18 protein-coding genes are annotated in these 25,944 nt (G+C 71.7%); 13 read left to right on the top strand and 5 right to left on the bottom strand.

Annotation, left to right across the window (positions count from 1 at the left end; genetic code table 11):
- The first annotated feature begins 210 nt into the window (after positions 1–210).
- Complete coding sequence (locus WME97_RS32430) at positions 211–1,335, top strand: sterol desaturase family protein (RefSeq protein WP_437543155.1); 1,125 nt, start codon at positions 211–213, stop codon at positions 1,333–1,335.
- A gap of 37 nt (positions 1,336–1,372) precedes the next feature.
- On the opposite strand, the gene WME97_RS32425 is transcribed toward WME97_RS32430, so the two are convergent.
- A complete protein-coding gene (locus WME97_RS32425; protein WP_437543152.1) occupies positions 1,373–5,317 on the bottom strand; it encodes a protein kinase domain-containing protein in 3,945 nt (1,314 codons plus the stop codon).
- A 781-nt stretch (positions 5,318–6,098) separates the two neighbouring features.
- Positions 6,099–6,443, bottom strand: a complete 345-nt coding sequence (locus WME97_RS32420; protein ID WP_437543150.1) for a hypothetical protein — start codon at positions 6,441–6,443, stop codon at positions 6,099–6,101.
- A gap of 188 nt (positions 6,444–6,631) precedes the next feature.
- Here WME97_RS32420 and WME97_RS32415 point away from each other — a divergent pair, with 188 nt between their 5' ends.
- From WME97_RS32415 to WME97_RS32395, 5 genes are all read left to right on the top strand, one after another.
- Positions 6,632–8,128: an amidase gene (locus WME97_RS32415; protein ID WP_437543147.1), complete on the top strand. Its 1,497-nt coding sequence runs from the start codon at positions 6,632–6,634 to the stop codon at positions 8,126–8,128.
- Positions 8,129–8,376: 248 nt separating this feature from the next.
- A complete protein-coding gene (locus tag WME97_RS32410) occupies positions 8,377–9,075 on the top strand; it encodes a hypothetical protein (RefSeq protein ID WP_437543144.1) in 699 nt (232 codons plus the stop codon).
- Between the two features lie 375 nt (positions 9,076–9,450).
- Complete coding sequence (locus WME97_RS32405; RefSeq protein ID WP_437543142.1) at positions 9,451–10,572, top strand: ADP-ribosylglycohydrolase family protein; 1,122 nt, start codon at positions 9,451–9,453, stop codon at positions 10,570–10,572.
- A 134-nt stretch (positions 10,573–10,706) separates the two neighbouring features.
- Positions 10,707–12,122, top strand: coding sequence for an AAA family ATPase (locus tag WME97_RS32400; protein ID WP_437543140.1), 1,416 nt, complete (start codon positions 10,707–10,709; stop codon positions 12,120–12,122).
- A complete protein-coding gene (locus WME97_RS32395) occupies positions 12,082–12,876 on the top strand; it encodes a hypothetical protein (protein WP_437543138.1) in 795 nt (264 codons plus the stop codon). The genes WME97_RS32400 and WME97_RS32395 overlap by 41 nt, the downstream gene beginning before the upstream one ends.
- Here WME97_RS32395 and WME97_RS32390 read toward each other — a convergent pair.
- A complete protein-coding gene (locus WME97_RS32390) occupies positions 12,791–15,214 on the bottom strand; it encodes an NACHT domain-containing protein (RefSeq protein ID WP_437543135.1) in 2,424 nt (807 codons plus the stop codon). The two genes, WME97_RS32395 and WME97_RS32390, sit on opposite strands and share 86 nt — an antisense overlap.
- Positions 15,215–15,360: 146 nt before the next feature.
- Between WME97_RS32390 and WME97_RS32385 the strand changes: the two genes are divergently transcribed.
- Together WME97_RS32385 and WME97_RS32380 are read left to right on the top strand one after the other, a co-directional pair.
- Complete coding sequence (locus WME97_RS32385) at positions 15,361–16,245, top strand: helix-turn-helix domain-containing protein (RefSeq protein WP_437543133.1); 885 nt, start codon at positions 15,361–15,363, stop codon at positions 16,243–16,245.
- Positions 16,246–16,344: 99 nt separating this feature from the next.
- Positions 16,345–16,839, top strand: a complete 495-nt coding sequence (locus WME97_RS32380; RefSeq protein ID WP_437543131.1) for a VOC family protein — start codon at positions 16,345–16,347, stop codon at positions 16,837–16,839.
- 62 nt (positions 16,840–16,901) lie between these two features.
- On the opposite strand, the gene WME97_RS32375 is transcribed toward WME97_RS32380, so the two are convergent.
- Entirely contained in the window at positions 16,902–17,444 is a 543-nt protein-coding gene (locus WME97_RS32375) for a response regulator (protein ID WP_437555529.1), read from the bottom strand.
- A gap of 1,212 nt (positions 17,445–18,656) precedes the next feature.
- On the opposite strand from WME97_RS32375, the gene WME97_RS32370 reads away from it, so the two are divergent.
- The 3 genes from WME97_RS32370 (at position 18,657) to WME97_RS32360 (ending at position 20,655) form a co-directional block, all read left to right on the top strand.
- Positions 18,657–19,580: an undecaprenyl-diphosphate phosphatase gene (locus WME97_RS32370; RefSeq protein ID WP_437543128.1), complete on the top strand. Its 924-nt coding sequence runs from the start codon at positions 18,657–18,659 to the stop codon at positions 19,578–19,580.
- A 358-nt stretch (positions 19,581–19,938) separates the two neighbouring features.
- Positions 19,939–20,361: an RNA recognition motif domain-containing protein gene (locus tag WME97_RS32365; RefSeq protein ID WP_437543126.1), complete on the top strand. Its 423-nt coding sequence runs from the start codon at positions 19,939–19,941 to the stop codon at positions 20,359–20,361.
- Between the two features lie 108 nt (positions 20,362–20,469).
- Entirely contained in the window at positions 20,470–20,655 is a 186-nt protein-coding gene (locus WME97_RS32360) for a hypothetical protein (protein ID WP_437293905.1), read from the top strand.
- Positions 20,656–20,729: 74 nt separating this feature from the next.
- Here WME97_RS32360 and WME97_RS32355 read toward each other — a convergent pair whose 3' ends face one another.
- Positions 20,730–21,131, bottom strand: a complete 402-nt coding sequence (locus WME97_RS32355; protein ID WP_437543124.1) for a hypothetical protein — start codon at positions 21,129–21,131, stop codon at positions 20,730–20,732.
- 337 nt (positions 21,132–21,468) lie between these two features.
- Between WME97_RS32355 and WME97_RS32350 the strand changes: the two genes are divergently transcribed.
- Both WME97_RS32350 and WME97_RS32345 read left to right on the top strand, forming a co-directional pair.
- Positions 21,469–22,542: a DUF72 domain-containing protein gene (locus WME97_RS32350; protein WP_437543121.1), complete on the top strand. Its 1,074-nt coding sequence runs from the start codon at positions 21,469–21,471 to the stop codon at positions 22,540–22,542.
- Positions 22,543–22,719: 177 nt separating this feature from the next.
- Entirely contained in the window at positions 22,720–25,929 is a 3,210-nt protein-coding gene (locus tag WME97_RS32345) for a hypothetical protein (protein WP_437543119.1), read from the top strand.
- Positions 25,930–25,944 lie beyond the last annotated feature (15 nt).

The following is a 25,944-nucleotide window of genomic DNA, read 5'->3' as shown; positions in this document are numbered from 1 at the left end:
GCGACGATACAAATCTCCGCTCCGGGTGGTCGCTCGCGCGCCGGCGTGGCTCGTGGCAGACCACTTAAACGGTTCAGCGTCAACAGGGAAGAGGCCGGCTGGCGTGGCGCCTCTCGCGTGGTGCGTCTCCGGGCGCGACGGCGGGGTTCCAGGTTAGACTGGGCGGACGCGAGCCGATCCGCCGCGCGGCGGCTCCATGGAGGACGGCAGATGTCGCCGAGCTTGATCCTGTTCGCGGTGCCGGCCTTCTTCGCGCTCATCGGCGTCGAGCTCTGGCTCTGTCGCCGCCGCGGGCGCCGCGACTACCGCTTCTCCGACGCGCTCGCCAACCTCTCGTGCGGGGTCGGGCAGCAGGTCATCGTCTCCGTCGTGAGCGGCGGAGTCCTCGTCTATCTCTTCCTGTTCGAGCGCGCCGCGCTCGCGCGGCTGCCGGAGGGCGCGTTGTGGAGCTGGGCGGCCTGCTTCGTCGCTGTCGACTTCTGCTACTACTGGGCGCACCGCGCGAGCCATCGGGTGAACTTCATGTGGGCCGCGCACGCGGTCCACCACCAGAGCGAGGACTACAACCTCTCGGTCGCGCTGCGCCAGAGCTGGCTCCAGCGGGCCTTGTACTGGCCGTTCTTCTGGCCGCTCGCCGTGCTCGGCTTCCCCACGGGGATGGTCGTCACGACGTATACGCTGAACGTCCTCTATCAGTTCTGGATTCACACGCGGCTCGTCGGCCGCCTCGGTCCGCTGGAGTGGGTGCTGAACACGCCATCTCATCACCGCGTGCACCACGGCGTCGACGCCGCGTATCTCGACAGGAACCACGGCGGCGTGCTCATCGTCTGGGATCGGCTGTTCGGCACCTTCCGCGCCGAGGGGGCGCCCCCGCGGTACGGCGTCGTCCAGCCGCTGGCCAGCTTCAGCGCGCTGCGCGCCAACGTCGACCCGTGGCGGAGGCTCGCGCGCATGGCGGCGGCGGAGCCGCGCCTCTCCGGCAAGCTGCTTGTCTGGTTCCGGCCGCCGGAGTGGCGGTCCACCGCGACTTCGCCCGACGAGGGCCCGCTGCGCACCGACCCGGATTACGTCCTTCACGACGTGGCGCGCCCCCGCCGGGCGCGCGCGCTCGCCGCGGCGCTCTTCCTCGCGGCGCTGCTCGGCGCGATCGCGTTCCTCTACGCGTCGCCGAACATGGCCGCGGGCCCGCTGTGGGCGGGGGCGGCCGTCCTCCTCGCGGCGCTCGCGGCGGTCGGAGCGCTGCTCGACGGGCCGACCCTGCCGGCGCCGGCGCCGGCGCAGGGCGCGGCGGCCACGAGCTCTCCGACGGAACTGCCGATCTCGCCGGCCTGAGCCGCCCGTGTACCTCCGTCCTGAAGAGCGATAGACGCTAGACCCCTCGTCGTCCCGTGGAGCCCCCCTCGTCGATCCACGCGCGCGCCAGCTCGAGCGTGCGTGCGTTCTCCTCGACGCGCTGGAGGAACTGCTCGCGCCGCGCGGCATCGTCGAGCTGGGCGGCGGCATCGAGGAGCCTCGTCCGGGCGTGCGCGATGGCGGTCCGGGCCGCCGGGAGGTCGCCCGCCGCGAACAGCGCCTCGGCGTAGACCAGGCGGGCGAACGCCTCGCCCTCCTCGACCATGCCCAGCCGATCGAGCAACGCGACCGCCGCGCGCGCCTCGACGAGCGCCTCGGAGGTCTCGCCGCGCGCGAGCAGGACGGCCGAGAGCGTCGCCCGCGCCAGCACGACGAGCGGACCTATCTTCTCCAGCTGCGCCACGGCGCGCCGGGCCTCGGCCTCGGCACCGGCGAGATCGCCCGCGCGCATCAGGCACCCGGCGAGGTAGGTGCGCGACGCGCCCGCGAGCCGGCGATCCCCCTGCGCCTCCAGGAACGCGATGGCCTTCATCAGGGCCTCGCGCGCCTCGTCCAGCGCGCCCAGCCGGCAGAGGGGCGCGCCGAGGGTGCTCCACGCGACCGCCATGCAGCCGTCGAGGCCCATGCGCTCGGCGTCCGCGAGCGCGCCGCGCAGGATGGTCTCCGCCTCGGCGTACGCGCCGAGCTGGTGCTCCTGGAAGCCGAGATCGAGCCGGCAGAAGCACGCCAGGCGCAGGTTCCCCGCGCGCTCGTGGGAGGCGACCGAGCGCGCGAGCAGCGCCCGGCCCGAGCCGTGCCGGCCCGCGTACAGCTCGCGCCAGGCGCGCTCGCGGAGGACGACCCCGCTCACGGCCGGGTCGTCGCAGAAGCGCTCGGCCGCGGCGTCGATGAGCGCCTGGAGCGGCGTGGCGTGCGCGTAGAGGCCGCTGATCGTCAGGTAGAGCGCCGTCCCCGCGGACGCCGCCAGGAGCGGGCCCGTCGCGCCATCTCCCGTCCAGGCGTCCGCGAGATCGCCGCTGAGGCTGGCGAGGCGGTCGTGCTGCCCCAGCCGGGCCAGCACGACCGCGGCCTCGCGCACGGCGGCGAACCAGGGCGCGCTGCGCCGGGGCAGCTCCTCCACCGCCATGGTCGCCCAGCGCGCGGCCTCGACCAGCTCGCCGCGCCAGTGGTGCGCCTCGGCCCGGTGCAGGAGGACCTCGCCGCGCGCCTCGCCGCTGATGCCGAGCTCGATGGCGCGCCCGGTCCACGAGAGCACCACGACGAGGTCGTTCGCGGCGAGCGCCTGCGCCGCGGCCTGATGATAGAACGCGGCGGCGCGCAGCGGCTCGCCGCCCCGATCGAAGTGCTCCGCGATCACCGCGGCCGAGGGCTCGGCCGCGCGCTGGAGCCACTCGCCGGCGAGCCGGTGGCCGAGCGCGCGATCCTGGTCGGTGAGCATCCCGTACGCCGCCTCGCGCACGAGCGCGTGGCGGAAGACGAGCTCCCGCTCTCCCTCGAACCTCGCCTCGTCGCGCGCGCCGATCCATTCCAGCCGCTCGAGGCGATCGAGGTGATCCGCGAGCCCGGAGAGGCCGCCGGGACCGCCGAGCAGCGCCTCCACCGCGCCCCGCCAGAACACCCGCCCGAAGATGCTCGCCGCGCGCAGCACCTGCCGCGCCGCGCTGTCGAGGCGCTCCAGCCGGGATTGCACCATCGCCAGCACGGTCTCCGGGAGCGCGCCCTGGTTCCCCTCGGACGTCGCCCGGATGAGCTCCTCCAGGTAAAACGCGTTGCCGTCGGCCTGCGCCACGAGCTGCGCCACGGTCTCGGCGCTCACCCCGTCGCCGAGGACGTGCCGCACGAGCCGCGCGCCCGCCCGCGAGCTCAGCTCCTTGAGCCGGAGCTCCTGGAGATCCCTGTGGGCCCAGAGCCCTGGGAACAGCGTGTACACCTCGGGGCGCGCCAGGGCGAGCACCAGGAGGGGCTGGTCCACGAGCCGGCGCAGGGCGTCGTTGATGAACTGGACGGTGGGCAGGTCGCCCCAGTGCAGGTCCTCCAGCACGAGGAGGAGCGGCTGCGCGGCGCACGCGGCCGAGGCGAAATCGAGCCAGGCCCTGCGCATCTGATCGCCCATCAGCGGGGCGTCCTTGCGGGCGGCGCGGAGCGGCGCGCTGTCCTCGTCGGGGAACGGCGCGCCCAGGAGCTCGCCGAGGAACTCCGCCACGCGCCGCGCGTCGGCCGCGCGGACGCGCTCGGTCACCCGCGCGAGCAGCTTCTCCCGGCGCGCCTCGATCGGCTCTCGGTCGCGGATCCCGCACGCGCCCTGGAGGGCCTGCCGCAGCATCCCGAACGGGGCGCCCTTGCGGAGCGGGTCGCCGCGGCCGATCCAGACCGCGACGGGCTCGTCGCGCTGCCGGACGCGGCGGATGATCTCGTAGGCGAGGCGCGACTTGCCGAGCCCCGCCGGCGCGGTGACGAGCACGGCGCGCGCCCGCGACTCCTCGATGCACCCGGCGAGGAGGGCCTCGAGGGTGGCCACCTCCCAGTCGCGCCCGACGCAGGCCGTGGGCTTGCCGAGGAGCAGGCGCGCGCCGCGGGCGAGCGGCTCCTCTCCCCGGAGCCACAGGCCCGCCTCGGTCTCGACGACCTCGAAGCGGGCGTCGAGCAGCGCGGCGGTCACCTCGTCGATGGCGATGGGCGTCCCGCGTCCTGCCGCCGGCGCGCCCGGGAGCGCCGCCGTGGGCTGCGCCAGCATCCGGACGGCGCGGTCGATCACGTCGCCGACGGGCCGGCCGCCCGTGACCTCCACGCGGCCGGTCGTGAGGACCACCGGCCGGTCCCCGCCGGCGGCGCGGAGCAGGAGCGCGCAGCGGGCCGCCTGCGCGGCCTGATCCGTCGCCACGCCCGCTCCCAGGAGGATCACCAGGATCGACCCGTCCGCCAGGAGCTCCAGGCACGCGCCGAGCGCCTCGATCTCCCGGCGCAGCTCCGGCGATACGACGGCGACCACCGTCTCGGAGTCGGCCCGCCCCGGGGAAGCGGCGAGCCGCGGCCCGGGTCCCATCAGCGCCACCGAGAGCACCCGCCGCTCCTTGTGGGTCAGCGAGGACTGGCGGCGCAGGTTCGAAGGCGGCGGCTCCGACGGCGCGCGCGACAGCGGGGAGACGCCCATGGCCTCGAGCGCCGCGGCGATCTCTGCGCCGTCGCGGGGGCGGTCGTCCGGGTTCTTGGCGAGCATCCGGGCGCAGAGCGCGTCGAGGGCGGGGGGGACGCCGGGGCACATGGAGCTCATCCGCGGCACCTCGTCGAGGAGGATCTTCGCGAGGACGGCCATCAGGTGAGCCCCGCAGAAGGCCGGCTGGCCGGTGAGGCACTCGAACAGCACGCAGCCGAGCGCGAAGACGTCGGCGCGCGTGTCGACGTCCTGCCCGCTCCGGGCCTGCTCTGGCGCCATGTACGCCGGGGTCCCGAGGAAGGCGCCCGTCCGCGTGAGCCGCGTGGCGTCGGGGATCCCTGCGATGCCGAAGTCGAGCAGCTTCACGCGCGCGGCGTCGCCGTTCACCAGGAACAGGTTGCTCGGCTTGAGATCGCGGTGAACGACGCCGCGCGCGTGGACCGCCGCGAGCGCGGCGGCGGCGCCCACCATGAGCGCGATCGCCTCGTCCACGGTGAGCACCTGGCGCTGGAGCCGCTGCTCGAGATCCTCGCCATCGAGCCACTCCATGGCGAGCCACGGTGCGCCCGAGGCGCCGAGCCCGTGCGCGACGTAGCGCACGATACCTGGGCAGGAGAGCTCTGCGAGCACCCTGGACTCGCGAGAGAGGCGCGATTCGTCGCCGGATTTCTGGTCGTCGAGGCACACCTTGACGGCAACGACCTCGCCCGAGCGCCGATCGACCGCCTGGAAGACCGCCCCCATGCCGCCGGCGCACGCCCGGCCCACGATCTCGAAGCGGCCTCCGAGCACTTCCCCTGGTTGCATCCCCTCGAGTATCGGCGTCCTGGGCCGTGAAAGTCCACGGCGAGCGCCGGGGCTGGCCGTCGAGGTCGACGTGCGGGGAGGCGCGGAGCGTCGCCCCCGTGTCCGTGGCCAGCCTCACCGCCGTCCGTCCAGCAGGGGCGAGGAGCCATTGGGCGATTTCTTGTGACGGATTCTGAGTCCTGTCTCCCATCGAGGCCTGTCTCTGTTCCTCGAGACCGGTGTTCTGATCCTCCGTAAGCAGCTCAGATCAAGTGACGACTTCTCTGACATGGGAGGACGACGTGTGACGTGTGCCGGCGCGCCGCGCGGCGCTTGGCTCTGCAGCATCGCCCGCCGGGGGCGAAGCCGGGCCGACGTGGACGAGCGTCCGCAGGCTGTGGAGTATGTATAAGGAGGCCCCCTTCGATGGGTGCGTGAGCTGTTGATTGGGTGGTGTTTTCCAGGGGGAGCGGAACCCATGGTTCCAAAGAATGCTCTCCCACCCCGGGGCAGGCCTCCGCTGACCGTCGGCTGGCCGCCATGACGACGATGACAGCCGGTCACAAGGCTGCTCCGTCGCTGCCGGCGATGCGCCGCCCCGTCGGGGGCACGGTGCACGGTGCGTGCCAGCAAGCCGCGCTGCGGGGGCCAGCGCGGCCAGCGCGGCCAGAGCTAGACATGGAGCACGAGGGAGGCAGCGACAATCCCAAGCTATTCAAAAAATTCGAACATCAACTTGCCACCGAACCCCGACTTGCTATATCTTACATGAAGTATGATGCGCCTAGCTCTCGCATATTCTTCATCTTTGTAGGAGAGCAACCGCGTTCAAGGCGCGCATCTTCTGTCTCTGTGTCACCTGCTTGGCTGGTAAAAAGCCACGAAGAATCTTCTGCTCAAGGCCGCTGTACATCCTAGCTAAATTGGCTCTCGACGAACCGTCGAGATGGTGCGAGCCAGTTGGTTCGCTGGACGGGTTGGTGTTGTCATTGTCACGGGTTGGCGATTCGTCCTCGGCGACGGGCGCCATCACATGGCCTTGATCGAACGGAGCGCGACGATTCCATGCCTCGTCGAGCTCTGGTCCGCTGTGCTCGTGTGATTCGAGCTCGAGGTTCCGAATCGGCACCCGACGGCGGAGGTCCATCCGGCATAGGGTCGATGTCCTGAAGTGAGAGGGAGCAGTCCATCGTGAACAAGAACATTCTATCTGGCGCTGCCTTGGCAGCAGCCATTTTCGTTGGTATTGCCGCAGGGGCTCCCAGCACCACCTATGGTGCGACCGCCTCCGTTGGCGCCCCCGCTATCGACGTATCTGAGCTCACGATCTCGAAGGTGCAGTGGGCGTACCTGACGCGCCGTTACACGGCGGAGGCGCTGACGAACGCCTATCTCTCGAGGATCGCGCAGTACGAGTCGTCTTACAACGCGTTCACCTCGTTCAACCCGAACGCCGTCGCGCAGGCGCGCGAGATCGACAGGAAGCGCAGGAACGGCGTGGCCCTCGGCCCCCTGGCCGGGATCCCCGTTGTCATCAAGGAGTCGATGGATCACGTCGGCTTGCCGTCGACGGCGGGCTGGGCTCCGCTCAGCTCGCAGGTCGCCGGCGGTGTCGATCTGCTCCCCATCAAGAACTCCGTCGTCGTCGATCGGTTGATCGCCGCCGGGGCCATCATCCTCGGGAAGACGAACATCCCGGCCTTCAGCGACGACGGCACCCGAGCGAACAGCAGCTGGGCGGGGCCCACCTACAACGCCGTGGACCCGACCCTGGTGCCCGGGGCGAGCAGCAGCGGCACAGCCACGGCGGTGGCCGGCAACTTCGCCGTGCTTGGCCTCGCGGAGGAGACGGGGGGATCCATCCAGAACCCTGCGGCCGCGCAGAGCCTCGTCGGCATCAAGCCGACGTTCGCCCTCGTCCCCACGGCCGGCGTCGTGCCCCTGGCCGGCAGCACGAGGGACGTGGTGGGCCCCATCGCGCGGACTGTCCGCGACGCCGCCATGGTGATGGATATCCTCGCGGGCTACTCCCCCGAGGACCCCAAGACGAGCCTGTCCAATGGACACCTGCCCGTGGGGGGCTACACGAGCCAGCTGAGCAAGACCGCCCTCTGCGGAAAGCGAATCGGCCTGTACGGCTCAGGGTGGCGCAACGGCGGCCTGTCTCCCGAGACGCAAGCGCTGTACGAGCAAACGATCGAGGAGCTGGAGGACGAAGGCGCGATCGTTGTCGAAGATCCCTTCGCCGGGAGCGGCTTCGCCGCTCTGGCCTTGCCCAATGAGCCCTATGACATGCGAGGGACGGAGTCTGTGGCCTACGACTTCCAGCGCTACCTCAAGGGGGTCAAGGTCGGCGGGACCATCGTCGGCTCGATCGACGGACTGGCGGCCTTCACGGGGATATCTCCGTTCGATCCCGTCGGAGGGCCGCTGTCCTGGTACGTCGACGAGCTCCCCGTGCTGGCCGCCTCGCTGCTCTTCCCCGAGGACGCGCCCGATCTGTCGGGCTTCTGGGCGCTGCGGGACCAGTACGTGAACGTCTTCAATTCCGTGATGGCGACGCACGATCTGGACGGCCTCGCGTTTCCGCAGACCTATGACACGGTGCCGGAGCTGGCTGGCTCGGACACCTATCCCGCGACGACGGAGTCCGCGATCAACATCGCGGGCTTGCCCGGGGTGGTCGTGCCCGCTGGTCAATACAGCGACGGAGCTCCCTTCAGCCTGATCTTCGTCGGCCCTCACTGGAGCGAGGCTGAGCTGCTGGGGTTCGCCTACGATTACGAGCAGGCGACTCTACACAGGATCGAAGCTCAGCTGACCTCGTGGTGAGCTCGCGCCTCGCACCCCCGGCGCTGCCGGGGGTGCGACGGACGAGCGCGCGCGCGGTCGCTCATCCCTCATCGTGGTGACGATGCCCCCCAGGGACGCCAGGGATCTGGCGGCACAACCGGAGGACGGTGCCAGGGCGTCCAGGCGCACGCTGGCACACCCGCGGCACAGGTTGCGTGTTGCACCGTCGTTTGGCCGTGGTTTTCGTCTGCCATGAGGTTGGCGCTGGTCGTGCAATGGTGGACGCCATGACGACGAAGAACGCTTCCATGCTGTGGATCCTGGCGCCCTTCCTGCTGGCCGCCTGTGACGTGAGCTTCATCGAGGGCGCGATGGACGACGGCGGGGCGAACGACCCCGCCGATCCGTCGGGCGAGAGCGGTTCGAACGACCCCGCCAATCCGCCGGTCGAGAGCGGCCCGATCGACACTGCGGGCAGCGGCAGCTCCGGGGGCGACGCTGAGCCAGGTGATGCGTTGCCGGCTGTCGCCTTGACGCGGGCTCAGATGGAGGTGCTCTGGGACCGGTACTGGGAGAGCCAGGGTGACGTCGGAGGCAGCAGCGGATCGGGCGGCGGCGGCCCGGCGCTCGATCCCAATGACCTCTTCCTTCGTGCATCGGATCTCGGTGTCTCGTGCGGCTCCCCGACCACGCATCTCACCTGCGGCGGGCACTGGGCGCTGAGCATCGTGCTGCCCAGCGCCTACCAGCAGGTCGGCGTCTACGATCTCGAGGATCCAGCGCTCGTCAGTTATAGCCACATGAGCGAGACGGGCGAGCCCTACTCTCCGCAGCCGGACGACTGCCCGTGGGGCGGTGGGTCGTTTGGACCGGGCACGCTCGAGATCCTCTCAATCGACGAGGCCGAGGTGCGCTTCCGTCTCAGCGTGGGCTCGCTCTGGGAAACCGATCCAAGCGGCGAGTACACAGCTCCGCGCTGCCCCTGAGGCGCAGGCGTCCTGGGGGGCGGGCTCGGCAGTGGCCGCTTCGCTGAGCTCGCCGTCGGTGCTCGGAGCACATTGGAGCTGGCAGGCTCGAGCGCTCGAGTGACCGGGGTGCGCTGGCCCAGGAGCACATCGCGGCCACCGGTGACATCTATTACGCCGCGGCGGCGCCGGCGGGCGTAGCCAGCCACGCGCGCGGAGGGCCGAAGACGCCGAGAAGGGCCTGGTTCCGGAGCGGATTACCGCGGCTTTCGCGACATGGTGTCGATCCGCTGTTGAGGGACTGCCATCCTGGCAAGCCGCTGCCCTGGCCAGGGCGGGCGAAAGCGCGGATCTCCGCCGCGCTCTCCCGGCACGGAACGTGAAACACGTGCTCGCATGGCCATCGAGACGATACCCATCGATCGCGAGGACCGCCTCGCCGGCGTCCTCCTTGGAACGGCGGTCGGCGACGCGCTCGGCCTGCCCAGAGAGGGCCTGTCGCGCCGACGCGCCGCGCGCCTCTTCGGCGCGTCGCCGATCGAGCACCGCTTCGTGCTCGGCCGCGGGATGATCAGCGACGACGCCGAGCACGCGTGCATGACGGCCCAGGCGCTCCTGGCCGCGCCGGGGGACGCGGCGCGGTTCGCGCGCGCGCTCGCGTGGCAGCTCCGCGGCTGGCTCGCCTCGCTGCCGGCGGGCGTCGGTTACGCCACCTTGCGGGCGATCCTCAAGCTGTGGCTCGGGTTCTCTCCGGAGCGGAGCGGCGTCTTCTCCGCGGGCAACGGCGCCGCAATGCGCGCGCCGATCCTGGGCGCGGCCCTCGCGCTCACGCCGTCGCGCATCGATTCCATGGTGCGCGTGTCCACGCGACTCACGCACACCGATCCGCGCGCAGAGGAGGGCGCGCGGATCATCGCCCTCGCGGCCGCGTATGCCGCGGTGCGCACGCCGGAGCAGGTGAATCCGGCCGAGCTGCTCGCGCTGCTCCGCGAGCGTGTCGCGGACGAGGAGCTTCGCCGCAGGCTCGACCGCGCGGCGGAGCTGCTCGGCCGGCGCGCCTCGGCGGAGGACTTCGCCGCGGCGATAGGCCTCCATCAGGGCGTGAGCGGCTTCATCGTGGACACCGTTCCAGCGGCCCTGTTCTGCTGGCTCGCGCACCCGGGCGATTTCCGGCGCGCGGTGGAGGACGTGATCCTGCTCGGCGGCGACGCCGACAGCACGGGCGCGATCGTCGGCGGCCTCGCAGGCGCGACGCTGGGGGCGCGCGGGATCCCTGGCGCGTGGCTCGACGGGATCGCCGATTTCCCGCGGTCGGTCGCGTGGATGCGGCGGCTCGGCGCGCGGCTCGCGCGGGTGTTCCGGGGCGAACACGGGGAGGGCGCCGCGGCGGGGGAGGAGCGAACCGCCCGAGCGGAAGGGCCTCTCGGCCTCTTCTGGCCGGTATTGCCGTTGCGCAACCTGGTCTTCCTGGTGCTGGCGCTGGGGCACGGATTCCGGAGGATGCTGCCCCCATATTGAAACGGGAAGACGGCCGTTCCGGTATTGCACGCTCGACGCGCCTTCGAGCAGATGCGCCGCTGAGCGGGCGATCTGGCTGTCGAAGCGACGCCGGGAAGCGCGCTCTGTGCGACGCTTCTGGGTATAGTCGGCGGGTGACGACGCGTCGCAAGCAGAGCAAGTCACCGCCTGTGCCTCCGGTGGGGGCAGGTACCACCCGTGGATCACGGCTCGTCCTCGAGAACGTCCGCTGCTTCGTGCGCAGCGAAGTGCCGCTCGGGGCGCAGGTCACGGTCATCATCGGGCAGAACGGCTCCGGCAAGACGAGCATCGTCGAGGCGCTCGCCTCGCTCGCGCCCGGCGGCGGCGAGGGGCTCGACCGGTTTCCGCTGCGCCACGGCGGGTCGGCCGGGTCGATCGCGCTGTACGGCGCTGGCCCCGAGCCGATCGCGCGCTGGACCGATGGGGCGGGGCGCTTCGAGCGCGCGCGGCTCCCGCGTGGGCACCACGTCTTCGGTTATGGGCAGTATCGCGCCCTGCGCCCGCCGGTCAGGCCGCGCCAGACGACCGGGCCCGCGCTCCTCGGTCCGGAGTGGGAGCCGGCGCTCGTCCGGCCGCTTCCAACGCACCTCGAAGACGCGCTGCGCCGGCCGGCCACGCGCACGCTCGTCGATTTCGACGAGTACCTCTTCCGGGACCTCGCCGCCTACGTCGCGCTCCTGGAGGAGCGGGGCGAGTACGATCCCGCTGCGCGAGTGGTCTGGAAGCGGCTTCACGAGTGGCTCGTAGGGCTCGACAGGCGCATCGAAGACGTGGAGATCGTCGAACAGGAAGGGCGCCGGGTGGCGGCATTCCGTCGCTCGGGCGTCTCACTCTCGATCATCGAGCTCTCCGACGGGTACCGCGCGATGCTCTCCGTCGTGCTGGATCTCGCGATCCGCTATGCGCAGACGTTCTCTGCGCTCGACGATCCGCTCGCTGGCGAGGCCTTGGTGGCCATCGACGAGGTCGACCTCAACCTCCACCCCCGCTGGCAGCGGCGGATCATCGACCAGCTCACGAGCTTGTTTCCGGGCACGCGCTTCCTGCTGACCACGCACTCGCCTGCGGTGGTGCAGGCCGCCATCGACGACAGGGCGCGCGCGATCGCGGTCCTCGTCCTGGACGAGAAGCCGGGCGAGGGCACGACCGTGCGGCGCTTGACCGACGGGGACCTCGAGCGGCTCGACGGCGCCGAGGTCGACTCGGTGATGGTCGACGGCGCTGTCTTCGACGTGCCCTCGCGCCTCTCGCCGACGTACGAGGCGCTGGAGGTGAAGGCCGCCGAACTCCGGCAGAAGGTCGAGGACGGCACGGCGACGGCGCGCGACCGGCAGGTGTTGCTCAAGATGCTGGACGAGCTTCAAGGCGTGCTCGCGCGGGAGGAGGAGCGGGAGGGCAAGGGCCCGCTGCTGTCCGAGATCGCGCGGACGCAGATCGCGCTGCTCAGGGTGCTGGATTCACAGCTCACCGGGAAGGGAGGGGGACGGCGTGATCCGGCTCCGGCGAAGGGGCGTAAAGCCGCCCGCTGACTGGCAAGAGACGGTCGACGCGGCCTTCCCGGACGCGGCGGCGTTCCGGAGGAAGGCGAGGGCCTTCGAGAAGCTCGCCGAGCTAGGGGCGAAGCGGGAGAAGGGGTTTGCGCGTTACGCTCCGGAGGTGCTGCCGACCGACGAGAAGGGGAAGCCCGAGTTTCCGCCGGTCTGGCGCATCGATGCGCGGGTCCGACAGGCGATCGCAAGGATGTCGCACGGCTTCTGCGCGTACTGCCAGTCTCCCATCAGCTCGACGCACCCTGGGAAGGGAGGGGAGGACAAGCCGCCGGGCCAGGTCGAGCACTTCCGGCCCAAGGCGCGCTTTCCCGCGCAGGTTTATGCGTGGGACAACTACTTCTTGGTGTGTATGGCCTGTAACGGCGCCAAGCACGACAGGTGGCCTGCTGGAGGGTATGTTCGGCCTGACGAGGGCCAGCCGGGCAGCCGCTTCGTGTTCGCGGAGAACGGCGAGATCGAGGCCCGCGAAGGCGATGAGCAGGCGAGGTGCACGGTCGAGGACTTCGGTCTGACGCGCTTCTGGCTCACACAGCACCGGCGAACGGCAATCCAGAGCCATCTCGATTTCGTGAAGAAGCTGATAGGATATCCTGACATTCGGCTTCAGGACATATTGATCACGCGACCCGTGGCGTTCTCCGAGGCGATCAACCAGAACGTACGGCGCGCCTGGGCACACGGGCGGCGGAAGGGGAAGAAGTCCTCGCGTGCGCGGCCTCGGCGCGTGCGATGAGCGCTTCGAATTTGGCTTGCTTCTGAGGGATCTTCTCGACTCGCTTGTGGATTTTCAGTACGTTGATGGCGCTCGGATCAGCCGAAGGAATGGTGTCTAGGAAGGCTGAGAACGCTGCTTCCGATATCTCAATTAAGTGCGCTACGAATCTGGCGGCGCACCCAGCGAGCGTAGGAGGCCAATTTGTCATGCTGTGGATGTCGGCAAACGGATGACTGGGCCGGCTTGGATCTTTCAGGAGCTTAAGGATCGCCCTGGTCGCTGGCTCGTAGCGAAGATAGGCAAGCGTCAGAATGATTGATGCCTTCTCTTCCGTGGTCGCCTTGTCGAGCGAGCGAAGGAGCACCGGTCCAGCGACTTCGCCGAGGATGTAAAGGGTCTCCATTTCTGTCGGGCTCGCCGGCGGCACCAGCCGTGCCACACGTTTCTCGATCTCCCTCCGCAGCGCTTGCCTGACCTCGATGGCGGTCTCGGCACATTGCGCCGCGAGCATCGTCCCTTCAGCCACGTTCTCGCCGTCCTTGTCGAGCAGCCCGCGGATGATCCGGTCGGCGTGCACCCCCGGGAATCCGGCTGAAAGAACGATCACCTCGTGCCACCACTTATCCTTGTGGTTGCGCAGCAGCTCGCCATAGGCGCGCGCGTTCACCAGCTCCATCGCGGCGAGGTACTCCTGGAACGTGAGGTGCGAGAACGCGAACGAGCCCGGCGCCCGCTCCACGAGCACGCCGTTGCGGTCGCGGATCTCGGCTACGATCGCTGCCGCCTCGTCCTCCGGGCGACCTAGATCCGGCAGGTGCGCCGCGAGCCGCTGGACGACCTCGTCGGCGGGCAGCTCCGCCACGCGCGCCCTGTGCATCGAGAGTGCGAGCCGTGCGAGCAGGGCGCGCTTCGCGTGGGCATCGAGCTTGCCGATGGCGGCGCCTTCCGCGAACTTGGCCCGATCCCACTCGTAGAGCAGGACGTTGGTAATCGCTTCATAAAGAGCTACCCGCCGCTCCGGGATCCGCTGCCCGAGGAAGCGGTGGACGACGCAGATGACGGAGCAGAGGAGGGGCGTTTGCGCGAGCTTCTCGATCGCCCGGCTCGCCCGCACCCGCTCTTTCAGGTCGTCCGCGGCGGCGCGCGCGTCGAGCTCGGCCTGTCCGCGTGGCTTGTTGAGGCTCAGCTCCGCGGCCAGGCACCATCGATCGATGAAGATGCCGACCTCGTCGCGTGTCATCGGCAAGAGGCGTGCGTGGGCGAAGCCCCTGGGCGCAGTCTCGTCCTGGCCAGGAGCGGCGGCCGGCCTCGTTGTGACGACCACCGAGGTTCCCGGGTACGCGTCGAGCGTCGCCGCTAGGGCCGGGAGCACCTTCCCCGCGACCTGCACCTGTGCTTCGTCCAGACCATCGATGAGAAGCAGCGCTCGACCGCGCCGGAGCGCTGCTTCCACGAACCAAGGCTCCGCGCCGGCGGCGCCAGCAATCCCCTCCGGGCTCGTTTCGGCGTCTTGAAGTGCTCGCACCGGTACGAGGAAGGGAATCGGTGCTGGTGTGGGGCCTGGCGTGGCGACACCTAGCTCGCCCCGGGCTGCGCGCGTGGCCAGGTACGCGAGGAGCGTTGATTTGCCGCTGCCCGGCTCACCGACAATCAGGAGTCGAGGGTGGCTGACCAGCGCGTCCGTCGCGAGCACTCGCGGGCGCTCCAGCCCGCGCAGCATCGCGCTGGCCGCCTTGGTTTCGATCGTCGCCGCCTCGACCTTTGGCTTCCTGGTAGCGGCTTTCTTGGGCTTTGCCGAGCGCACCTCGCCGGATGGCTCCTCGACGTGCAGCGGCACATAAGCCATCTCGAGATCCTGCCGGACGCGTGCGCTAAGCTGGAGCCCGCGGATCTCGATCTGCCCGTATCTCCCCTCGACCTCACGCCGGTAGACGCGCTCCGCGGCCGTGAAGCGCGCCTCCTCGTCGCCGCGTGCGGCCGCATCGAGCACGGTGCGCTCCTCCGCGCACCGGATCTCGAAGAGATCCGCCTCGGGAAAGGCATCCTCGAAGCCTTTTTGTCCCCACCGCTCCACCAGCGCGCGCAGCTCGCCGCGCAGCCCCTCCGGAACGGGATAAGGCCCTCGCGCCTCGAGCGCATCGAGCAGCCGCCGCCTTGCCCGCTCACGCCGGTTCTTGCGGACCATCTCGGGCAGGTCGCCGCTCGCCCGAGGGGCCGCCGGCGCGTCGGCGAAGACCGTGTCGAGCACCGCTTCCTTGGACTCCGTCGCCGTGTGTTCCATCTTGGAGCGGCGCTTCGCCCCGACGGTCTTGCCTCGCCCCGCCCGGGTCTTCGCCTCTCGTACGGCCGTCGTCACGAGCCGGCATCCTAGAGATCGCCCTCCTCACCGTCCAGCCGCCGAGCGTCGCGCTCCTTCCGGGCCGCGCCTCCCTGGCTACGCCACGCATCTGGAACGGCTCCTCACGCCTCTGTCCATGGCATGCTGCCCCTCACGGGCCGCCCATGCGCTTCGTCACGTACACCCCGCCTCCCCCGCTCGGCCGCTTCGTCCGCCTGCTCTGGTACTACGCCGCCCCCGAGCTCCCCGACCTGCTGGAGCGCGTGCTCCCCAGCGGCGCCATGAGCCTGCTCATCAACCTCGCCGAGGACGAGCTGCGCTGGTACGACGGCGCTGCCGAGGACGGCGCCGCCGAGCACGTCGCTGCCGACGGCGGCGCCCCCGGTCCCCGCGCCCCCGCCCGTTGTCACCGCCTCTCCGGCATCGCCGTCTGCGGCGCCCACGCCGAGCACTTCGCGATCGACACGGCGGAGCAGCGCGCGATCGTGGGCGCGGAGCTCTCCCCGGGCGGCGCGGCCCCGTTCTTCGGCCCGGACGCCGCGGCGCTCGGCGGCGCCCACGTCTCGCTCGACGCGCTGTGGGGGCGCGAGGCCGCCCTCGTCCGCGAGCGCGTGCTCGAGGCGAAGACCCCCGAGGAGAGGCTCCGCGCGCTCGAGTCCGCCCTCGCGTCGCGGCTCCTCCGCCCGCGCGCGCCGCTCGAGCGCGATTCCTCGGTCGATTTCGCGCTCGCCGCGTTCGCGGACCCGTCCCGCGCGTGGACCGTGGCTGACGTGACAGGGCAGCTCGGGATGAGCTCGAAGCGGTTCATCCGGAGCTTCACCGAGCGGGTCGGCCTCACCCCGAAGCGTTATTGCCGTGTGCAGCGCTTCCAGCAGGCGGTCTCCGCGATCGAGCGCGGCGAGCGCGTCTCCTGGGCGGGCGTCGCGGCCGCGTGTGGCTATTACGACCAGGCGCACTTTATCCACGACTTCCGCGCGTTCGCCGGCCTCACGCCCACCGAGTACGTGACCAGGCGCCGCGAGCGGAACCATGTCCCGCTCGACGGCTGACCACCGGCGATGGCTGAGCCGGCGCTGTCCGCTCGACCGGATCGGCAGGCCGGCATGTTTTTACAATACCCGGTCCGGTCGCGTGGGCATCCTTCGCTCATGACCCAGCGACCGCACCCTATCGCCCCGCCCCCGTACCATGCCGTCGTGCCGCACATCGTCGTCGCCGGCGCGCCCGACGCCATCGCGTTCTACAAGAAGGTGTTCGGCGCGACCGAGAAGCTGCGCCTCGCCGACCCGAAGCTCGGCGGCACCATCGTCTGCGCCGAGCTCGTGATCGGCGACTCCATCGTCAGCATCGCCGACGAGGCCCCCCAGTGGAACGCGCGCGGCCCGAAGGCGCTCGGCGGCTCACCGATCGTCCTCACGCTGAACGTGGAGGACCCCGACGCGGTCGCCACGCGCGCCGTCGAGGCGGGGGCCAAGATCATCTACCCGATCGCGGACCAGTTCTACGGCCGGCGAGAGGGCAGGATCGAGGACCCGTTCGGGCACCAGTGGATCCTGTCGGCCGTCATCGAGGACGTCTCGGTCGAGGAGATGCAGGTGCGCATGGCGAGGTGGTGGGAGGAGCAGGGCCCGAGCGGCGCCTGACCCGCGCCGCGACGGCCGCGCCGCCGCGCCGCCGCCCGCGACGCGGCGGCGCGGCCGCAGGCTCACCGGGCCCATCGCTTCCGGGCGCGGAGCGCGGACGCGGCGGCCCTCGCCGGCTCCGGCTCGTGCGGCAGATCGTGCGGGGTGGCGCCGCACGTCACGCAGGCCTCCAGCCTCGTGGATCTCGGCGCGTGCGACGACTCCGGCGCCATCCCGGCGTCGGGCCAGCCGCACGACACGAGCTCGCTCCCGGCGTCCGTCGGCGTGAGCGAGTCCGCCATCGAGTGGACCGAGCGCTTCATCTCGGTGAGGCGCGCCAGCTGAAGGACGAGCGCCGTGAGCCGGGCCGGATTGAACGGCTTGAGCAGGACGTGGTGATACACGGCCTCCTTCGAGCGCGTGTACTCCTCGGCGCCGGTGATGAGGAGACAGCTCGTGTACACGGGCATGTTCGCCACCCTCCGGAGCAGCTCGTCCCCTTTCATCCCAGGCATCACCACGTCGGAGCAGACCAGGTGAAACTCCCTGGTTTCGAGCAATGCGAGCGCCTGCTCAGCCGACGTACATTCCACGACGTCGACGTCCCCGGAGAGGACTGCAGAAATGGACCTCAGGGCCCTCTCGTCGTCGTCGACGACGAGGACGCAATACTTTCGTCGGGAAGACGAGATCGTGGCGTCCCTGTGCTGACCCTGCGAAGAGGTGCGATGGGCTCTTACGATCGATGACACAGTGCTGCCTCCCTGCGACGATCGCGGGCCCGCATCTCCTGCCGCTGTGCCGCGGAAGTGCGCGAGCGCGCTTGCGTGGTGTCGATGGCCTGCACGGCGGCACCCCCCGGCGCCGACGGCCTCTTCCATCGAGGTGTACACGACGATGTTTCTTCGAGTCAACCGCGCAACATGCTCTCTCGACAGGCCAGCACGAAGATCCCGAGTTCCGTTCGACCTGCTTGGATGATGTCGTGCAGGCACTTGGGACGTCGAGGTGCAACGCGAACGGCCCAGTTCAGTGCGGCTGCGGGCGCGCGCCTCGGGTCACGATCGCGATGCACGGCGGAAACAACTGCAACTTGTTCGAACCTTCACATGGCTGTTGTGTGAGCCTCGGTACTTGCGATGCCCTTCTTCTCTTCTGCGCACGGCCGGCACTTACGAGCTGATCGGGGCTTCCCTGTTCCTGTCGGGACTTCCCCTGTCCCAGCTGCCATGTTCGTGTGGATCTGGCGATTTCGTGCTTTGCAGCTTGCGTCGGTCCGTGCGAGCGCCCGCGTCGGGCCGCCGGGCGAGCTGCGGCAGCGACGGGCAGGTGCCTCCAACGCTACTGTTGAGCCCGCCGAGCGCTGGCTCGTGAGACGGCCCCTGCGCGAGGAGGGCGAGGGCTGCGGCGATTAACGCTGTGCTGGCGCCTTCTCGCTCCTTGGCCCAGGGGAGCGCCGATTACGACCCTTTCTCCCGCGCCCTCCACGCGCGGCCGCGAACACCGCGGCGGCGCGCGGCTCCGGGACGCGCGGGTCTTCGCGCGTTGCGCGGCCATCGCCGGCGAGATCGTCTCCGCGCGGGCGACGCGCGCCTCGCGGTCGAGCGTGCCCCCGCACGCGGTCGAGCGTACCCCCGCGGACAGCGCCCTGGCGCCGGCGCCGAGCGCCCGCGTGGCTGGCGGCGCGGCGCTCGGAGGGCCCAGCCTCCACGGGATTTCGCGCCGACGGCCGTCGCGCTCCGTCGCGCCGCCGCGGCCGCGCCGCGATCCCGCCACGCAGCCCGATCCCGTGCGCGCTCTCGCGCACCTCTGGCCCGCGTGAGGGTAGACTCGGCGCAATGTTCTGGTTCGATGCCGTCCTGCTCGGGGTCCTCGAGGGTCTGACCGAGTTCCTTCCCGTCTCGTCCACCGGTCATCTCATCCTGCTCGGCGCGTGGCTCGGTCACCAGAGCGAGGCGGCGAAGACCCTCGATATCGTGATCCAGCTCGGCGCGGTGCTCGCCGTCGTCGTCTATTTCCGCGAGCGCCTCTCGACCACCGTGCGCGGCATGGTCCGGCGGGATCCGGACAGCCTCCGCCTCGCGCTCGCCCTCGCGTTCGCGTTTCTCCCGGCCGCCGTGGTCGGCCTGCTCTTCCACAAGGCCATCAAGGCGCACCTGTTCGGCCCGGGGCCCGTCGCGGCCGCGCTCATCGTCGGCGGCTTCCTCATGATCGGCGTCGAGTCGGTCCGCCGCCGCCGGCCGGATCAGGGCGCTCCGCGCGTCGAGGACGTCACGCTCCAGCGCGCGCTCGCGATCGGCTTCGCGCAGTGCTTCTCGCTCTGGCCCGGCGCGTCGCGCTCGATGACCACCATCGTCGGCGGCCAGCTCTCCGGCCTCAGCACCGCCGCGGCCGCCGAGTTCTCGTTCCTCCTCGCCATCCCCACGCTCGGCGCCGCGACCGTCTTCGATCTCGTCAAGAACGGCCGCGCCTTGCTCGACGCCCCCGGCGGGATCGTGGCGCTCGTGGTCGGGCTCGCCGTCTCGTTCGCCGTCGCCCTGCTCGTGATCGCGGTCTTCCTGCGTTACCTGAAGCGTTATGGCCTCGCGCCGTTCGGCTGGTACCGCGTCGCGCTCGGCGCCGTCGTCCTCTGGCTCTGGATCGCGAGCCGCTCCGCCCCCGCCGAGGCCGGCGCCGCTTCGGCCTCACCCGCGCCGCGGGGGGACGTCGCGGCCGCAGTAGACGGCCTCGCCCGCACCGGCGATCACCCGAGCCGCCCGTGAGCGTACAGCCAGCTGGCGCGGCGAGGCGAGCAGGAGGCCGCGTGGAGCTGGCGCGCCCGCGCGGAGGCGCGCGGTGGCGACGCGCGGTGGCCTCGACCACGGACGGTCCGCTTGCGAACGACGGCGCATCGGGCTAGGATGCTTCTTCTCACGAACGTCCCTGGCCCTCGATACGACGCTTTCCTGTTTCCCTCTCGTGAGGGAGCCTGCAGCTCGCTCGGACGACTGGACGACGCACCGTGTGACCGCGCGGGAGTTCCGCGCGGCACGTCTCCGTTCGATCCGTACGGCTTCGTCGGATGGCAGGCCGAGAGCGCCGCAGTGGCGCACCAGAAAGCCGTAAAAAAAGCAGGATGGCATGGGAAATCGTCTCTACGTAGGAAACCTTTCGTTCAGCACCACCCGCGAGACCCTCGAGTCCGCGTTCGCAGCAGCCGGCGAGGTCCGTGAGATCGCGATGCCGACCGACCGCGAGACGGGGCAGCCGCGCGGCTTCGCGTTCGTGACCATGGGCTCGGCCCAGGCCGCGAACAGCGCGATCTCGCAGCTGAACGGCGCGGTCCTCGATGGCCGCGCGCTCAAGGTCAACGAAGCGCAGGAGCGCCCGGCGCGCGGCTTCGGTGGCGGCGGCGGTGGCGGCTTCGGCGGCGGCGGTGGTGGTGGCGGCTTCGGTGGCGGCGGTGGCGGCTTCGGTGGCGGCGGCTACGGCGGCGGCGGTGGCGGTGGCCGCGGCGGTCGCGGTGGCTCCGGCGGCCGCGGCGGTCGCGGCGACCGGTACTGATCACGGGCGCGGCGCGGCGCCGCTCGTGCGCCGCGCCTGCGCCTTCAGGACGCACCGCGAGGTGCTGAAGAACGCGCCGCCCGGAGGCGCTGAAAGGCCTGGCTCCCTATGCAGCAGAAACAGGCAGCAATGAAGCGGCAAAAAGAACGCGCTCGGCAGGAGAAGCAGCGCGAGAAAGACGCGAACCGTCTCGCGCGCCGCAAGGAAAAGGGCCCCGGTGACGGCGGGGCACCGGGGGAGGATCCGGACATCGCAGGGATCGTCCCGGGGCCACAGCCTCCCATCACCGAGTGAGCGCGAGCCGAGGCGCCGACAGCGCCCCGGCCGCCGCTCGCGGCGTACGCCGTCCCGGGCGATAAGCGCCCGCCCTACGCCTCGGGGCCACGGTACGTGGCCGTGGCGACGTAGCGGAGGACCCGGGAGCAGCACTCGGCACCACAGCTCCCTCGACAGGCGCATTCCCCCTCGAACCGCGCCGTGCGCGAAGCGAGGCCGCTCAGGATCTCCTGCGTCACGTCGTAGCCGCCGTTGTCGCAGGAAGAGTACGAGCACGGCATTTCGAACAGCGCATGCGCATGCTCGACAACGACGCGACGGATGTACTGCGTGTCATTCGTGGACGAATTGGGCCGGCTCTCTCGAATTTCCAGGTTCAGGCTCGTGAGCTGCGGCACCTTTTGAAGGAGCTTGCCGGCCGCATGCTCCCGCTTCTCGCGGAGCAGCATGCGCTCCTCCCGCTCGATATTCCGGCGACGATTCGCTGAGTACATCGATCACCTCTGTCCTGCCGGGCAGGAATATATCAATCCCCCTGGCCCCTATTGAGTATAGCGCAGGCGACCGGTCGGCGCATGCACAATCTGGGCTCTCCACGCTGTCGGCGCTCTGCATTCGCGGCTTCAACCACGGAGAAAGAGCGTGACGGAAGACCGCCTGGATCAGGATCTGGCAATCCGGGAGCTCGTCGAGCGAGCGGGAGCGTACGCGCACGACCAGCGTATGCGCACGACTGGAGAGAGGACCTTCGTGAGATGCAATGAGCACCGGCCGCCGTATCTCCGGGCGCGCGGTTCCATCGCCGGAAAGAGGCCTTAGGTTGCTCCAGATATGCACGAAGAAGCCCTGCGCGACCCGCCGCGGTCGCCTTCAGAGGAGGCTCCACTCCAGCAGGAGCAGCGGCTCGCGCGCGCCGCGGCGCTCGCGGCGTGCGCGCCTGTGCCCGCCCGCATCGGCAACGCCCTCGCCGGGACCGCCGGGTGGACGGACCCGACCCTGGTGAAGAGCCATCGATTCTACCCGAAGGGCGTGTCGAGCCCGGCACAACGGCTGAAGTTCTACGCCTCCCAGTTCCCCGTGGTCGAGGTCAACTCGAGCTATTACGCCCTCCCGGGTCCGGGGATGGTGGCGCAGTGGGTCGAGCGGACTCCGCCTGATTTCGTGTTCAACATGAAGGCGTTCGCGCCGCTCACCCAGCACCCCGTGGAGCCCGCCCGCCTCCCCCCGGACGTCCAGGGCGCGCTGCCAGCCTCGCTCTTCGACCGGCGGCGCCTCTACCCGGCAGACCTGCCGGCCGAGGTCAGAGACGCGCTCTGGGAGCGCTTCCGGCTGGCGCTCGATCCGCTGCGCCAGGCGGGCAAGCTGGGGTATGTGCTCTTCCAGTTCCCTCCGTGGTTCACGGCGACGCGCGGCAACGTGCGTGTGATCGAGGATTGCCGGAGGCGCATGGACGGGCTCCCGTTCGCCGTCGAGCTCCGGCACGGGTCATGGGGCATGCCCGGACGCATCGAGCGCGTCGCGGACCTCCTCCGAGACCTCGGCGCATTCTACGTCATCGTCGATGAGCCGCAGGGCAAGGACAACAGCATGCCTCCCACCGCCCTCGTCGCCGATCCTCGCCTCGCCGTGGTGCGCTTCCACGGCCGGCGCGAGGAGACCTGGGACGCGCCCGTCGGCGTGAACGAGAAGTTCAGGTACGTCTACGACCCTGTGGAGCTCGCTCCCTGGGCGGAGACCGTCGCGCGGCTCTCCCAGGAGGCAGAGCAGGTCCACGCGATCTTCAACAACTGCGTGTCCGACCATGCCGTGGTCGGCGCCAGGGGGCTCATGGCCCTGCTCGCCCGCAGGGCAGCCGCGCTGGCAGACGAGAGCGCCCCGGTCCCGGCAGGCTCGGCCGTCCACTGAGCCTCGCTGTCGCGGTCGCTGCGTCCCTGTCGCGGGCGCTGCCTCCGTGTGCCGCTGCGGCCTCCGTGTACCGCCATGGACACCGCACCTCTGGCGGGCGCACGCCGGCCGCACGGCGTTGCCTGCGGCCCGTCACGGCGCCGCGGCGGCCTGCGAATCACGGTAGTCTCGGCCCTGATGATGCAGTCCAGAGCGGCGGGCGCTCCCCGCCTCGCAGCGCCACCGCGCAGGTCGCGGCGCGCGGCCGCGCTCCTCGCTGCGCTCGCGCTCGCCCGCTGCGGCGGCGCGCCGCCTCGACCCGCGCCGCAAGAGCGCGGCGCGCCCGCGGCGGCGCGCCCCCCGGCGCCCGCGCCGGTGCCCGCCCGCTGGGTCGACGCGAGCGGGGCGACCGCGATCGGGCCCCGGGTCGCCGGCGGCACGCTCGCGCTCGTCGGCGGCCAGCGCGTCCTCGTCGGGGCCGACGGCGCGGCACGGCCGGAGACCGCGGCGTGCCCCGAGCCCCTGATCGAGCTCGTGCTGGTTCCGTCCGCGACCGGCCCGCGGCTCGTCGGGCGCGGAGTCCACGGCGTCTACCGGTTCGATGACCCGCTCGGCGCGCCCGCGGTCCTCGCCCGGTCCGAGGCGGACCTCCAGCGTATCGGCGGCGGGCCCGCCGTCGTCGCCGTCTGGGACGCCATCGCCGACTCCCCGATCTTCCTCGACATCGAGACGGGACAGCCGCGCACGCTGCCGGGCTTGCCCGCCCTTCCGCTGCGCGCCCTCGCGTTCCGCGACGCGCGGCACGGCGCCGGGCTCTTCGAGGCGGCAGGGCTCGCGGTCACGGCCGACGGCGGCGCGTCGTGGCGCCCCGTCGCGCCGGCGCCGGGCGGCGACGGAGAGGGCGCCGACCCGGCCGCGCTGCTCCGCGTCGCCGACGTCCGTCTGCGCGACGGCGAGCTGGTCGCCGTGACGCAGGGCAGGGCCTCGTCGTCCGGGCAGCGCGAGGCGCGGATCCTGGTCGCCGAGGCGCGGCTCGGGCCCGCGCCCGCGCGCGCGCCCGCCAACGACGCGCCCGAGCCCGGCCCAGGCGCGCCCCTGCTCCGCTGGATCCGCGCGACGGGGCGCCACCCGCTCGAGGCGGCGATCTCGAGCGGCGCGGTGTGGACGTCCGCCGCGATCACGGCGAGCCACGGCGTCCTCGCCCGCGTGGATCTCACCACCGGCGCGCTCCACGAGGTCGCCCCCTTCGGACGCGGCGACTGGCTGAACGTCTGCGGCGTCGGCCGCGCGGGGCGAGCGGCGTGGGTGGCCTGCGCGCTCGGCGAGGGCGGGACGGACGGCCGCCATGATCCGTTCGGCGTGCTCCAGGTCAAGCCCGACCGCCCTCTCCGCAGCGAGCCCCCCGTCCTCGTGCGGAGCGGCGAGGCCGAGCTCCGCGTGTCCCCGAGCGGCGGCGCCCTGCTGCTCGCGCCGTGCGACGCGGAGGACGAGGGCAGCGTGTGCGTGCGGCAGCCGAGCGGCCGGTGGAGCACGGTCCGCCCGGGCACGGACGTCCGCTGGCGCGGCGCCGGCGCGCTCGCTGACGGCCGGATCGCGATCCTGCGCGGGCTCTGGGACAGCGACGTCGCGCCCCGCGACGAGCCCGCGCCGCGCGGCGACGGCCGCGAGGGCGCCTCGCCCGGCGCCCATGTCGCGGTGATCGACGCCGGCGGCAGGGAGGCTCCGCTGCTCCCGCTCGGCTGGCTGCGGGGCGACGACGTCAACGTGATCAGCCCGATCGAGGAGGGGCAGGACGGCGCGCTGTCGTTCGTTGTGGCCGACGAGGCCGGAGAGCTCACCGCCGTCGTCCTTTCCCCCGGCGGCGAGGCCTCGCGGGCTCGCCTCGCCGGGGCCGCGCACGCCGTGGTCCACGCCGGCCGCGGGATCGCCGTCGGGGAAGGGAAGGTGCTCGCGTCGGATGACGCCGGCCGCACGTGGTCGCCCATCGAGGTCCCACCCCAGGCCGCGGCGGAGATCGCCCAGAGCGGCGACCTGCTCGCCGAGCCCGGGATGCTGGCCGTGAACGAGGCCGGCCTGAGGATCTCGACCCACCTCCGCGTCGGCTGGGGGCCGCAGCTGCCCGCGCAGGGAGCGCCGTCCGGCGGTCCCGCGCTCGGGGCCGCGTCACTCCTGCCGCTCCGCCCGCCGCCGGCCCCTGCGCTGCCGGAGCGCGCGCTCGCCTGCACGACACAGCCGGGGCCGCCGCTCTCGCCGGCTGGCGTGCCGCCGCCGCGCAGCACCCAGGAGGCGCTCGCGCTGCTCGCCCGCGACGTGAAGCCCGGACCGGATGGCCAGCGGCGCGTCTCGTCGGTGAGCGACAGGCGCTGGGGCCAGCTCTCCACCGTCGCCGCGCTCGAGGTGCGCTCGCCCGACGGCGCCGCTGCCAGAGGCGCCGGCGCCGATCTCCAGGCGCGCGGCGCCTCCGCTGCGCCGCGGGCGACGTGGACGCTGCGCTGGCTCGACCCGACCGAGCTCCAGGCCAGGGTCCGCTCGTGGACGGGCCCGGCGCCCGAGGGCGTCGGCCGGGACGCGATCCTCGCGCGTTTCGCGGCGTCCGGCGGCCGGATCCTGTTCGGCGTGCGCGCCTCGGGCCGCGACTTGCTGATCCAGGTGAGGCCGGGCCGCGGCGCCGAGGTCGCCGAGGTGCCGCTGGAGCTGATGCCCGAGGCGGAGGTCGCCTTCAGCGAGGCGCCGGATGGCCCCGTCGCGTGGCTCCGCGGGGCGTCGCTCGTCGCGTGGTCCTCCGGCGAGGCCCCGCGGCCGATCGCCTCGCTCGCGAACCTCGGCGAGCCCGCGCTGGGGCAGCCGACGAGCGCCGGCGTGCCGCTCTTGCTCAGCTTCCACGGCCTGACGCTCGGCCGGACGGTGCCGATCCCGCCTGCCGCGACGACGGCGCAAGGTGCGATCGCGAAGGCCCCGCCGCTCTTGCCGCTCGACGGCTGGGAGATCGTCCCGAATGTCCGCACCGAGCTCACCCGCATGCCGGCGTGCGCCGCGCGCCCGCCCGGCGCGCGCTTCCTGCTCGATCGCTCGAGCGCGTTCGCGACGATCGATGGCCGCCGCGCGCCCGCGAGCACGGCTGTCTATGACGTCCGTGTGTCAGGTCGCGACGTTTGCGTGGCGAAGATCGCCGCGCTGATGGATCTGGAGCGGCGGACCGACGGCCATCCCAGCGCGGGCCCGCTCGCGTTCGTTCGCGCCGATCTCGCGGCCCGGCGCGCCGAAGGCGGCGATCGCGGGATCGGCCAAGGCGCCGCGAAGCTCGGCGGAATCGGCGGAACGGAGGGCACGGCAGCGGGCAGAGCAGCGGGCGGACCCGCGGACAGACCCGCGCGCCGCCTCGCGTGCTCGCTGCCCGTCCGGCCCTGAGCTTGCCCCTCTCGC

Origin of the sequence: Sorangium sp. So ce367 (assembly GCF_051520455.1) — a bacterium.
In the GTDB taxonomy this organism is placed as follows: domain Bacteria; phylum Myxococcota_A; class Polyangia; order Polyangiales; family Polyangiaceae; genus Sorangium; species Sorangium cellulosum_B.
This window is presented reverse-complemented; position numbering and strand designations above follow the sequence as displayed.

Excerpts from the sequence above, each read along its gene's own strand:
- WME97_RS32385 (WP_437543133.1), top strand. The coding sequence starts at position 15,361 with ATGCGCTTCGTCACGTACACCCCGCCTCCCCCGCTCGGCCGCTTCGTC.
- WME97_RS32360 (WP_437293905.1), top strand. The coding sequence starts at position 20,470 with ATGCAGCAGAAACAGGCAGCAATGAAGCGGCAAAAAGAACGCGCTCGG.
- WME97_RS32380 (WP_437543131.1), top strand. The coding sequence starts at position 16,345 with ATGACCCAGCGACCGCACCCTATCGCCCCGCCCCCGTACCATGCCGTC.
- WME97_RS32345 (WP_437543119.1), top strand. The coding sequence starts at position 22,720 with ATGATGCAGTCCAGAGCGGCGGGCGCTCCCCGCCTCGCAGCGCCACCG.
- WME97_RS32430 (WP_437543155.1), top strand. The coding sequence starts at position 211 with ATGTCGCCGAGCTTGATCCTGTTCGCGGTGCCGGCCTTCTTCGCGCTC.
- WME97_RS32410 (WP_437543144.1), top strand. The coding sequence starts at position 8,377 with ATGACGACGAAGAACGCTTCCATGCTGTGGATCCTGGCGCCCTTCCTG.
- WME97_RS32405 (WP_437543142.1), top strand. The coding sequence starts at position 9,451 with ATGGCCATCGAGACGATACCCATCGATCGCGAGGACCGCCTCGCCGGC.
- WME97_RS32425 (WP_437543152.1), bottom strand. The coding sequence starts at position 5,317 with ATGCAACCAGGGGAAGTGCTCGGAGGCCGCTTCGAGATCGTGGGCCGG.
- WME97_RS32365 (WP_437543126.1), top strand. The coding sequence starts at position 19,939 with ATGGGAAATCGTCTCTACGTAGGAAACCTTTCGTTCAGCACCACCCGC.
- WME97_RS32355 (WP_437543124.1), bottom strand. The coding sequence starts at position 21,131 with ATGTACTCAGCGAATCGTCGCCGGAATATCGAGCGGGAGGAGCGCATG.
- WME97_RS32420 (WP_437543150.1), bottom strand. The coding sequence starts at position 6,443 with ATGGACCTCCGCCGTCGGGTGCCGATTCGGAACCTCGAGCTCGAATCA.
- WME97_RS32370 (WP_437543128.1), top strand. The coding sequence starts at position 18,657 with ATGTTCTGGTTCGATGCCGTCCTGCTCGGGGTCCTCGAGGGTCTGACC.
- WME97_RS32350 (WP_437543121.1), top strand. The coding sequence starts at position 21,469 with ATGCACGAAGAAGCCCTGCGCGACCCGCCGCGGTCGCCTTCAGAGGAG.